Origin of the sequence: Nostoc sp. C110 (assembly GCF_043099725.1) — a bacterium.
GTDB classification, from domain to species: domain Bacteria; phylum Cyanobacteriota; class Cyanobacteriia; order Cyanobacteriales; family Nostocaceae; genus Nostoc; species Nostoc muscorum_A.
On the sequence record NZ_CP171148.1, the window covers coordinates 3846938 to 3858499 of the forward strand.

Here is an 11562-nt window from a genome sequence, read left to right on the forward strand (position 1 = left end):
TTATACAAATAAATCCAAAGGTAGATGTCCATACATTTCGTTGATTCCGTCTTCGTGGTAAGACTGACAAGATACTAATACTCCACGATGATGTCCAGCATAAGAATCAAGATAGCACAAGCCATTTTTACCGTTTAATTTGATATAAACTGGCCCTTCCGGTGTCAGCAAATTGTTTGGTGGTTCATAACCCAAAGCCAAAGAATAGGTCTTCATAGCCAGTATTCCTTCTTCTGCTGTATCGGCACAAATTCCTAAAATTTGATAATCAGCAAGTTTAGTTACCAAAATTAGGGCATCACGAATTACTACTTTTTCTGATGGCTTGAGAATAGGCGCGATGTCTAGACAGTTAAATTTATTCAGTAATTTTTTCGCTTCTTCGGCGGTGAGATTGTGAGGATTTGGGGTTGACATAAACTTTGATTGATGAGCTTGTTGGTTTTTCTGTTGTGTTTGAGTTGGGACTAGCCCAACTTATACTATTTTGGATTTTAGATTTGAGATTGCAAATCGTCCAAGTATTGGAGAATCTGTCTGAAAGTCAAAGCAAATTCTATAATAGAGAGCTTGTTATCTAATGCCAACTCCTTACGGTTGATTTGGGACATTTCCCAGGTTGAATATGAAGGGTACACCGCTTTTTGAGTCGCCACCCATAACGAGGACTTTGGGCATTTGAGCGCCGCCACTTCTCCAAGCTTCAATTGCTTCTTTTTGTAAAACTAACTGTCCTCCTTGGGCTTTGAGTGTCTCTGCTAAAAGCCTTTGAGCTTCTGCTCTACCTTTGGCGCGATTCACATCTGCTTGTGCTTCTTGTTCTGCTTCCCGTGCTACATAAACGGCTCTTTGCGCCCGTTGTTCAGCAATCTGTTTTTCTTCCACTGCTCTGGCAAATTCTGGTGAGAATGCTAAATCAACTACGCTAGTATCTAACACAATTATCCCATATTTGTCTAAGCGATCGCCTAACGCTTGATCGAAGTCTTCTTTTAATTCACTTCTTTTAGTAATTGCTTCTTCTACTGTTCTTCTAGCTGCTGCAATTTTAAATGCTTCTTGTGTCTGAGGTGCAATGATTTTTGATACTATATTTGCTAAGGTTCCTTGTTTTCTTCTAACTTCAACTACTTTGATAGGATCGAGGCGAAAGTTGATCGCAAATCTCGCAGATAAATTCTGCAAATCTTTTGTAGAACTCTCGGCTGGCACTTCAAATTTTTGAACAGTCAAATCATACACATCTATCACTGAGATAAAAGGCGGTTTCACGTGAATCCCTTCTAATAAAGCTCCATCTCTAGCTTTACCCAAGATGCTGATCACTCCTGCTTCCCCTGGGTTAATAATGATAAAGGAATTTAGTCCCAAAATCACTAGTGTTGCTAACACAATTCCTAAAACTGTGGTTTGCCAATTTCCGAATTGCTGATTTTTCAAATTTCTTTCTCCAATATGAATTTGTCATTTGTCATTGGTCATTTGTCATTTGTCATTGGTCATTTGTCATTTGTCATTTGTCATTTGTCATTGGTCATTTGTCATTTGTCATTTGTCATTGGTCATTTATCATTGGGCATAATTATTCCCCTTCTCCCAATTCCCAATTCCCAATTCCCCATTCCCCATTCCCCATTCCCCATTCCCCACTCCCCATTGTCCATCCTTAGTGATGATATTAACCAATTAGAGCGGTTTCTGGATGGGGGAGCGAATGATATTATCCAAGTTTCCACAACTGTTTTAGTTTATTGTTGCAAACATCAGGGATATGCAAAACACAGATATAGTTGTTATTGGTAGCGGTATTGGCGGTTTGAGTTGTGCTGCTCTTTTGGCACGCTATGGCTTTGATGTGATAGTCTGCGAAAGCCACTCCATTGCTGGGGGCGCTGCTCATGGTTTTGAGCGTAATGGTTTCAAGTTCGACTCTGGCCCGTCTCTCTATTCTGGACTATCTTACAGCCCCTCTGCTAACCCTTTGCGACAAGTGTTAGATGCAATTGGTTCTGAATTGCCATGCGTCACCTACGATACTTGGGGGTGTTGTCTACCAGAAGGTGATTTTGACACGGCGGTTGGTGCAGAGCAATTTTGTGAAGTGCTGATGAAATTCTGTGGTGATGATGCTGTTGCTGAATGGCAAGAACTCCAGCGCGTTATGGAACCATTTGCTAGGGCTGCAACTTCTATACCACCAGCCGCATTACGCTTTGATTTTGGTGCAGCTAGAACTGTAGGCCCGTTTGTCCCATCTCTGACAAAAAATGTGGCGAATATAATTAAGCTGACAGGCCCCTTCAGCCGGATTATGGATGGGGTTGTTAAAGACTCGTTTACCCGAAACTGGCTGAATTTGCTGTGTTTTCTCCTTTCTGGATTGCCCGCAGATGGTACTAGTGCCGCAGAGGTAGCATTTATGTTTGCGGACTGGTATCGCCCAGACGCAGTTCTTGAATATCCAATTGGTGGTAGTGGTGCTTTAGTTGACAGCCTTGTACAAGGGTTAGAACGTCACGGTGGGAATCTGATGCTAGGCGCTCATGTGGAAGAAGTGCTTGTAGAAGGTAATCGTGCGGTGGGTGTGCGTCTGCGCGATCGCTCCGAAATTCGTGCAAAACGAGCAGTAATTTCTAATGCCTCGGTTTGGGACACGCTGAAGCTCTTACCAGAAAAGGCAATACCCAAACAGTACCGCAGCAAACGACAAGCAACACCTGAGTGTGATAGCTTTATGCATCTGCATTTAGGCATTGATGCTCAAGGATTGCAGTCAAATTTGCGGTGTCATTACATCGTGGTTAATAACTGGGAATTAGGCGTAACAGCACCTCAAAATGTTGTAGTGATCTCCATCCCTTCAGTTCTCGATCCATCTTTAGCGCCAGCAGGTAAACACGTGATTCATGTGTATACACCTGGTAATGAGCCATACTCTATCTGGCAGGGAATGGATAGAAGGAGTCAAGAATATGCCGAACAAAAGCGATCGCGTGCAGAAGTAATGTGGCAAGCGCTACAGCGGATAATTCCAGACATTCGCTCTCGCTGCGAAGTCACACTTGTTGGTACACCTCTAACTCACGAGCGTTATCTCCGCCGTCACCAAGGTTCTTACGGCCCGGCAATTCAGGCTGGAAGCGGTATGTTTCCTGGTCCCAGCACACCCCTACCAGGATTGATGTGCTGTGGCGACTCAACATTTCCCGGTATTGGTTTACCAGCAGTCGCCGCTAGTGGGCTGATTGCTGCCAATACCCTTGCACCAGTTAATAAGCATTTAGCTATGCTTCAGGATATCAAGTGTATTTAATTTTATAAAATCTAGTTGCCAAGAGAGCCGCACCCACTGCCAAAACTGCTAGTACACTATCAGGTTCGGGTACGGCAGCAACTTGAGCATCAATTCGTGCAGTTCCAGCAAACAAACCTGTCAATTCAGGTTTTTGCAGTATCTTTGCAAACTCTGGAGAAACCAGCAATTTAACATCAGGAATGGTTAAATTTTGACCATCAAATACCGCAGGTTCTGGAATACTCAAATCAAACAAAATCGTATCTAAAGAAAAAGTGTCTCTTAAAACAAATCCGCTAGCATCTTGAACGGTACGTCCTGGAGCAAAACCAATTGAAAAGTCACCAACAGTAATTTGATTATTAAAGGTAACAGTACCAGTATGTTCGATTGTCCCTGATAGCGGAGTAAAGCCGCCCTCCTCGCTAAACGTAAAGTTAGTAGCTGAATCGATGTCAAAGCCGACTAAATAATTGCTGGGAATTGGTGCAACTGTATTATTTTTGCCTGTCAAGGTTAGCCCGATACTTTTAAGAATATTTTCGTGATCGCGATCGATGCTGGTGACTCCTGATATCACTTTAAAAGTTGCAGCATCTACCTGCATGGGTGCAATTGACATAAAAGCCGCGATCGTACAACCAACAACCCTTGTAAACTGAGAAAAACGCATATATATTCCTGATGATATTTATACTTTATTTTATCGAAAAAACTCTCTTGTTTAATCTAAAAACTTAAGCATTACTGTTAAAAAACTACACTCAAAGTATAAAAACATAGTTTTTGAAAGTTTATATCAAGTTAATACGTACATTTAAGTTTTATAGTTACAAATACAAATTTAATTAGATGGGTAAAAATAAATATCACTGCTCATGATATGTCAGGAGGTATGAGGTATAAGCCATTAGACATAAAACACGAGAAAAATATAGTTACGTTTAATTATGTCGAATTAATTCCAAAACCTCGTTTCCAGCCTCGGCTGGAAATGCTACTCATTGCAGTTCTGCCGCAAGTTTTGAAGCGGAGCATTACATTAAGCATTCCCAGTCAAAGACTAAGAACGAGATAATTTTGTATAGCTTTCATGTTAATTTGAAACCAATAAACTCAGTGGCTCTTGCAAAACAGATAGTTTAATTTATTTTTGCTGACCTACCTATTGCTTCACAAGCTTGTTCTAATCCACCAGCTTATTTTCTCTAAATTAGAATCTATTTCCTGCCAAAAGCTTGCTGATGAGTCTGCTTCTCTTGTTACTGTAAATATTTTATCTATAACGTCAAAGTTTTTTTGAATTACCTGCTTATCTAATTTAGGAATATCTAATTTAAGATATTTCAGACGGTTGGGTAGCTCTACCTTCTCTTTTGCTGGCAAGTTAGTAATCTGTTCAACTTGTTCTAGAATTTGGTCTATTGATACAATTACTTCTTCAATACTCGGCTTTTTAGTTTTTAATTGTAAATCTTTTTCTTCAAAGTTTTCTTCTTGATTACCTAACTTTACTATTACTATTTTCACAAAGAAAATATTGTAATCAACCCCACTAACTTCCCCTAATTGATTATGATATTTTCCAATTTTATTAATAAGTACTATGTCACCTTTCTCAATTTTGTCTTTCATAATTACTACAGCCTATAAATTAAATTGCTAAATAATCTCCTCTACAGAAAATACTACTCTAAAGCCACAAACTCTTAGCCCACCGTCTGACTCATTCCAGCTACGGCTGGCGCTGCGACACAGTTCGGCATTGAAACTCCAAGAACCACCACGTAGCACTCGGCGATTAATATCACCGCCAACTTCCCAGGCTGTTCCATCTGAGGGTGCATCGCTGTAATTGTTGTGCCACGAGTCAGCGCACCATTCCCAAACTAGCCCGTGCATATCGTATAATCCAAAGGCGTTGGCGACTTCAAAACTACCGACATTGGTTGTTTCTCTACGAAATTTGCTTGTTGTTTCGATAGTGCAACTGACTAACTCAGAAGTAATGGTTTCGCCAAAGTGGAAGGATGTTGTAGTTCCAGCCCGACAAGCATATTCCCATTCAGCCTCACTGGGTAAACGATAGTCGCGTCCAGTTCTTTCTGATAGTCTGAGACAAAATTCTACAGCTTCATACCAAGATACATTTTCTACTGGTCTATCTAAACCTTTAAATTTTGACGGATTGGGATTTAAAGCTTGTTTGACTTTGGGTAAAGCTGCGACTACTCTCCACTGTGCTTGAGTTACGGGAAATTTCCCCATAAAAAACGGTTTGACGGTAACTTTATGTCGAGGACGTTCATCAGCATCTCCTTCACATTCCGGTGAACCCATCATGTAAGTACCGCCAGAAATCGATACCATTTCTAATGTGACAGATTTACCCAATTCTTCGGCAAAGAAGTTGGCATTACCACTCATGCGGTTTACTTCTCTACCACCTGTGTCTACTGTCACTACGTCAAATTCAAAGGTTTCTAAGGGAGGTAATGGTACTATTACTTTCTGTGGTAACGACGGTAATATGGGTTGAGACATCGAAACAATTTTCAGGGCAACCGGTTCAATGTTCGATGTTGCAAATTTCAAATCGTTGATAACTTCTACTGCTGTTTGATATCTTTCACTGGGTAGATGTTTTAGTAATTTTTCTAAAATTCTCTCTAAGTCTTCGCTGATAGTAATACCTTTTTCTTGTAATCGTTCGCGCCACAACCATTTAGCATTCATGGCATCATAAATAGGGTCATTAACCTGTCCAGAAGCATCTTGCAAAGGCAAACATCGAGTTAAAAGACGCACACAAGTTACACCCAAAGCATACAAATCACTGCCGTGACAAGCAAATCCAGCCATTTGTTCAGTTGGGGCATAACCAAGGGTATAAATTACTGTAGCCTGTCTTCCTAAACTGGTTTGTGTTACTTGTTTAGCACCGCCAAAATCAATTAATACAGGTTTTTTATCACTTGCACGGCGGATAATATTTTCTGGTTTGATATCCCGATGAATGACGTTATGGGTATGAATAAATTCCAGTACTGGCAATAAATCAGCTAAAAGTTCCCAAACCTGTTTTTCACCATAGATTTGCTGCTGAACTTCTTGTAAGAGAGTTTTTCCTTGAATGAATTCTTGGACAAGATACAAACTAGCACCTTGCTCAAAATAAGCTAGTAATCTAGGAATTTGGGTATGATTTTCTCCCAGTTCATACAACCGAAAAGCCTCTTCTTTAAAAAATTCTGCTGCTTTGGTGCGTTGTCCGGTTCCCTGAAATTGGGGGAAAAATTGCTTGATAACGCAAGGCGCGTTTAGTCTGTCTACATCTTCTGTAGCATAAGTTCGACTAAATCCACCTTCACCTAAGAGTCTTAATACGCGGTAACGGCTTCTTAGAAGTTTGCCAAAGCTGCTTTGTCCGCAACTCACGCAAAATCTATTGCTATCAGAGTTGAATGGATTTGAGCAATTGGGATTTTGGCAGATTTGCATAATGAGGGGGAAAGAGCATTTTCTCCAAAGTTAGCCCCAATATTATCTAATTGAAAACAGTTATGTAGAGAAGCGAACACGGAAGTTTATTCATGTGCTTAAACTTCTTTTAACATGAGAACAAGAAGATGAATAAATTTTATATATTTATTTATGTTGGGACGTTTTTAACTATGGGTAAATACAAATACATAAGTATGAAGAATGTAGAGGTGTTTACATTGCAACGTCTCTTTGAATATAGCTTTTTTTGCCATCCAAAAAAGTTCATGGAGAACCAAGTTATCCATAATTTTGATTATTAATTACAAGTTTTATTTTTAGCTTTTATTTTCTCCAGAAGCGCGAATTAATTCAGCTATAAATGCAACGATCGCAGATACTGAAATCAACATGACACTCAAAGCGTTAATATCAGGCTTGACTCCTGTTCTAATCCGACTAAAAATTTCCATTGGTAGGGTGTTAGAACCGCTACCGGCAGTAAAGCTGGAAATCAGAAAGTCATCTAAGCTGAGGACAAAGGCTAAGAGACAACCAGCCAAAATACCAGGCATCAGTTGAGGTAATAATACTTGCATGAAAGCTTGGATTGGTGTAGCGCCTAAATCTAGTGCTGCTTCTTCTAAGTGGGGATCTAAATTGGTAAGTCGGGAAGCAACTACAAGTCCGACATAAGCTAGACAAAACACGATATGCGCTGCAACTATCGTCCACAAACTTAGGGGTATGGCAAAGGCGGCTAAACAAACTAGGGTTGCCACTGCGATCGCAATATCGGGAATAATCAATGGTAAGTAAGCAACACCCCGATACAATTTCTTGCCAGGAAATTGGTAACGCGCTAACCCAACTGCCATCAAAGTTCCCAGCACGGCTGAAACCCCAACTGCACAACCAGCAACTATCATACTATTTTGCAAAGCTGATAAAATGCGATCGTCGCTGAACAACTTGCGATACCAATCGAGAGTGAATCCTTGCCAAGTTGCGCTATAGGGCGACTGATTGAAGCTATAAAAGCTAAGTACCAGTATAGGTAGGTACATGAACACAAATATTACTAGTGAGAAAACCGCCTGCCATGAGACACGCGGTTTTTTGAGAGATGGAGAGATATTCACGTTTATATATATGATTTTATTGATAGCAATATAAAATATCATATTTAATGTAATAAGTCAATGATTTAACTCTGTTTTCTCCCTTTGGACTACTAGGAATCTAACTCATGGAGGTAGAAAAATTAAATTCTCGTGACTTCCTATTGCCTTTAAATAAGGTTAATAGGAACAGAATTGATTGTTACCTTGAAAAACTTGGATAAAACTTCTAACAAAATTGCTGTTTTTGATTTCAAAATACCTAATTTATCAAAATTTGTCTTTTGGACGGCTACAGTTTATCTTTTAGAGTACGGAAAGCCGCCCAAAGAGTACCTACACGTTTTATTATTTAATTAATATTTGTAAATCCGATAGTTGATAACCTAAATTGGATATTTATCGCCTAATATGACTATTTAAAGTGAGTTTTGGCAATTTTACAAAGTTATTATTCATCAAAAAATCTATATTCAAAATTACACTAAACAACTAAAAATTAAGATATAGGAATGTATTTACCTCTTTAGGAGTGGGTAATTTCCGTACTAGGATAGACAAGGAATATAGAAGAAACAGCATAAGATTTGAAGGAAATTGTTAGTAAGTTTAGTATCTGAAGTTACTTTCTGATGCCAAGTGAATCAATTACAAGCACTACGACAACAGAAATAAAAAACTTCTAATTCTAGTTTTATTTTTTAGGAGGTTTGTGATGAGAATTGCTCAAGTAGCTCCATTATGGGAAAGAGTTCCACCTCCAGCTTATGGAGGTATAGAGTTAGTAGTGGGGTTACTGACCGATGAATTAGTCCGACGCGGACACGAAGTAACTCTATTTGCATCGGGAGATTCTATCAGTCTGGCAAAACTTGTATCAGTTCATCCCCGTGCCCTCAGACTCGATCGCACTATCAAAGATTTTGGCATTTACGAAATGCTGAATCTCGCTTCGGTGTATGAACGCGCAGAAGAATTTGATATTATTCACTCCCATATCGGGCATGGGGCACTGGCTTATACAAATCTCGTCACAACCCCTACGGTTCATACGTTGCACGGTATTTTCACGCCTGACAACGAAAAGATGTTTAGTTTTGGTAAAAAACAACCCTACATCAGTATTTCTGATGCACAACGAGAACCAAGGTTAGGGTTGAACTATCTAGCAACGGTCTACAACGGAATTGATGTCAGCAGTTATAATTTTCACGCCCAACCAGAAGATCCGCCTTACTTAGCGTTTTTGGGTCGAATGTCTCCTGAAAAGGGAGCGCATTTAGCAATAGAAATTGCTAAACAAGCAGGTTGGTGTTTGAAAATGGCAGGTAAGGTAGATGTCGTTGATGTGGAATATTTTGAGAAGGAAATCAAACCGCACATTGACGGAGAGCAAATTCAGTACTTGGGTGAAGCTAATCATGCTCAAAAAAATGCTCTCATGGGAGGTGCAGTAGCAACTCTATTCCCCATTACTTGGCGGGAACCCTTTGGATTAGTGATGGTTGAGTCAATGGCTTCGGGTACGCCAGTGATTGCGATGAACTTGGGGTCTACTCAAGAGGTAATTTCCCACGGTAAGACGGGTTTCCTCTGCAATAATATTCAAGAGTCCATCAGTGCTATTGATCGGGTAATAAAGTTAGACCGTTATACTTGCCGTCAGTATGTCGAAAACAGTTTCAGCGTTGAGAAAATGACTGATGGCTATGAGGCAGTTTATCAAAAAATAATCGCAGAACGATTTTCTAAAAATGGGCATTCACGCAGTTTGATTGGTTTAGCTAGCGATCGCATTTAATTTGTGTGCCTAAGAATCGATCCCCCCTAACCCCCCTTAAAAAAAGGGGGAAACCGAAATCTAAATCCCCCTTTTTAAGGGGGATTTAGGGGGATCTTATTTTTTAAACAAAGACTGCTACCAAATCACGCGATCGCGCCATTTTTCCAATGTCTTCGCTTTAACCCCTGGAACTCTTTCTAAGTCTTGTAAAGATGTAAATTTGTGCTGTTGACGGCTAAGAATTATCCGTTGTGCTAACTTATTACCCACACCTGGGAGAGTTTCTAATTCTTCCAAACTTGCAGTGTTAATATTTATTTGTTTAATTGCTTGTACTTCACTTGATGAAGAACTTTTTATCTGGGGACAGCGTGTTTGTTCTAATTTCACCTTTTCTTGAATTGCTGGTGGTAAGCCGGGTTTAACTTTGGTATAAAGACGAGCAAATTCTCGCACATAGTGAGCCGCAACTATGGGATTTTCAATTACTACAAGTGTCTCATCATTACCATTATTGGCAGCATCTGACCAATTATGAGAACCTGTAATTACTGTTTGGCTATCTATTACACCAAATTTGTGATGCAATAAATCGCCTTTAGGTAACACAGGTACACCTACAGTAGTAATGGGATTTTGCCAAGGATGGTTATCAACTTCATATTTACATTTATTACTGAGAGCAACTCCCATCATATCTAAGGCTTCACTGTAGGGACGATATGCAAATTGTGGTTCAATTAAAGCGCGAATTTGCACATTTTGTTGATGGCGATTTTCTAAGATATTGGCAAGTCGCTGATCGGAAAAGACAAATAAGGACATGTCAACAGATTTGGTTGCTGAATCTAAAGTTTTACCAATTAAGCCATTACTACTGTTACTCCAAGATTGAGTTGGAGAAGTTGGCGAAAATTGCACAGTAATTGTGGTTTGATTTAATGTAATTTTTTTAGGCGAACGCATCGGTTTTTGTAACCCAAATCGACTATCTGGCTTACCTTCTGGCCCATCTCCCCACATAATATTAAACTCTTCTGTAAATAAAGATGCTATTTCTGGGCTGTCAATCTGCAATAAGTTATTGGCATTGCCTAAAGTATTGGAATTTGTAAAATCACCAGATGTATCACTTAGCGTAAAATTCGCTGAAGTGATAATTACAATGCGATTATCTACAATCACAAATTTATGGTGCATCAAGCTGCTACCTGCTGAACCATCTGCTCGATCGTCTATCCAGGGAATTTTAGCATTCTGCAAAATTATCAAGGCATCTCTTTGATTGATTTCTGCTGGGCTGAGTTGATTATCTTGGTTAATATCGATAAATTTGCGAAATTCGTTGTAGCGTTCTTGTTCCCTTTTCTCTAACTTACTTACTTCAGCAGATGTTAAACTACTCCAAGGTCTGCTGTAAGTATTTTCTAAAATTATCCTGACTTTTACCCCAGCTTTTTGTCTATCAACCAGTGCTTGGGCAACTTTGGGTAAACGTAATTCTTGCACCGCCACATCGATCGTAGATTTAGCGTGCATAATAGCATTGACAATTTCTTTTTCTAAATCATCCCCCAAGCGAGTTTGCTGACGGTAAGCTTCTTTGTATTCTGAAGACTCAGAATGGTTAAAGTAAACTTGAACTAAAGGGTCTTGTGGTAAAGGTGCTGGACGCTGATTATAAGACTGGACTCGTTGACAACCAGCGAGGGAGAATATTAGTAAAAAGATATATGAAAAATATCTTTGTCTAGAGATAAGTTGCACTGTAATCTGTTAAAAGTAGATTGGGAGTGGACAGATTTATCATTCCCAAAATTTTGTGTTCTAAATTAATTAGAAAAATAACTTTCCAAACAAAGGGAAAAATCCACTCCTAA

At 39.5% G+C, this 11562-nt stretch carries 9 protein-coding genes; 2 read left to right on the plus strand and 7 right to left on the minus strand.

Annotation, left to right across the window (positions count from 1 at the left end):
- Both ACFFRD_RS21835 and ACFFRD_RS21840 read right to left on the minus strand, forming a co-directional pair.
- Window positions 1-417 carry a DUF1824 family protein gene (locus tag ACFFRD_RS21835; protein WP_190937726.1) on the minus strand — a complete coding sequence of 139 codons (417 nt, stop codon included), beginning with the start codon at window positions 415-417 and terminating at the stop codon, window positions 1-3.
- 174 nt (window positions 418-591) lie between these two features.
- Entirely contained in the window at window positions 592-1440 is an 849-nt protein-coding gene (locus ACFFRD_RS21840) for a prohibitin family protein (protein WP_193945573.1), read from the minus strand.
- 331 nt (window positions 1441-1771) lie between these two features.
- Here ACFFRD_RS21840 and ACFFRD_RS21845 point away from each other — a divergent pair, with 331 nt between their 5' ends.
- Window positions 1772-3313, plus strand: coding sequence for a phytoene desaturase family protein (locus ACFFRD_RS21845; protein ID WP_392477399.1), 1542 nt, complete (start codon window positions 1772-1774; stop codon window positions 3311-3313).
- Here ACFFRD_RS21845 and ACFFRD_RS21850 read toward each other — a convergent pair.
- The 4 genes from ACFFRD_RS21850 to ACFFRD_RS21865 form a co-directional block, all read right to left on the minus strand.
- On the minus strand, window positions 3300-3968 hold the full coding sequence (locus ACFFRD_RS21850) for a hypothetical protein (RefSeq protein ID WP_392477401.1): 669 nt from the start codon (window positions 3966-3968) through the stop codon (window positions 3300-3302). The two genes, ACFFRD_RS21845 and ACFFRD_RS21850, sit on opposite strands and share 14 nt — an antisense overlap.
- Window positions 3969-4468: 500 nt before the next feature.
- A complete protein-coding gene (locus ACFFRD_RS21855) occupies window positions 4469-4930 on the minus strand; it encodes a hypothetical protein (protein WP_392477403.1) in 462 nt (153 codons plus the stop codon).
- Window positions 4931-4957: 27 nt separating this feature from the next.
- Window positions 4958-6796, minus strand: coding sequence for an SUMF1/EgtB/PvdO family nonheme iron enzyme (locus ACFFRD_RS21860; protein WP_392477406.1), 1839 nt, complete (start codon window positions 6794-6796; stop codon window positions 4958-4960).
- A gap of 320 nt (window positions 6797-7116) precedes the next feature.
- Window positions 7117-7845 carry an ABC transporter permease gene (locus tag ACFFRD_RS21865; protein WP_392477408.1) on the minus strand — a complete coding sequence of 243 codons (729 nt, stop codon included), beginning with the start codon at window positions 7843-7845 and terminating at the stop codon, window positions 7117-7119.
- Window positions 7846-8614: 769 nt separating this feature from the next.
- On the opposite strand from ACFFRD_RS21865, the gene ACFFRD_RS21870 reads away from it, so the two are divergent.
- On the plus strand, window positions 8615-9700 hold the full coding sequence (locus ACFFRD_RS21870) for a glycosyltransferase family 4 protein (RefSeq protein WP_392477411.1): 1086 nt from the start codon (window positions 8615-8617) through the stop codon (window positions 9698-9700).
- 117 nt (window positions 9701-9817) lie between these two features.
- Here the strand turns inward: ACFFRD_RS21870 and ACFFRD_RS21875 are convergent, their stop codons facing one another.
- A complete protein-coding gene (locus tag ACFFRD_RS21875) occupies window positions 9818-11449 on the minus strand; it encodes a DUF655 domain-containing protein (protein ID WP_392477414.1) in 1632 nt (543 codons plus the stop codon).
- Between the last annotated feature and the right edge of the window lie 113 nt (window positions 11450-11562).

Coding starts and splice junctions, on each gene's coding strand:
- ACFFRD_RS21835 (WP_190937726.1), bottom strand. CDS start 417: ATGTCAACCCCAAATCCTCACAATCTCACCGCCGAAGAAGCGAAAAAA.
- ACFFRD_RS21845 (WP_392477399.1), top strand. CDS start 1,772: ATGCAAAACACAGATATAGTTGTTATTGGTAGCGGTATTGGCGGTTTG.
- ACFFRD_RS21850 (WP_392477401.1), bottom strand. CDS start 3,968: ATGCGTTTTTCTCAGTTTACAAGGGTTGTTGGTTGTACGATCGCGGCT.
- ACFFRD_RS21855 (WP_392477403.1), bottom strand. CDS start 4,930: ATGAAAGACAAAATTGAGAAAGGTGACATAGTACTTATTAATAAAATT.
- ACFFRD_RS21860 (WP_392477406.1), bottom strand. CDS start 6,796: ATGCAAATCTGCCAAAATCCCAATTGCTCAAATCCATTCAACTCTGAT.
- ACFFRD_RS21865 (WP_392477408.1), bottom strand. CDS start 7,845: ATGTACCTACCTATACTGGTACTTAGCTTTTATAGCTTCAATCAGTCG.
- ACFFRD_RS21870 (WP_392477411.1), top strand. CDS start 8,615: ATGAGAATTGCTCAAGTAGCTCCATTATGGGAAAGAGTTCCACCTCCA.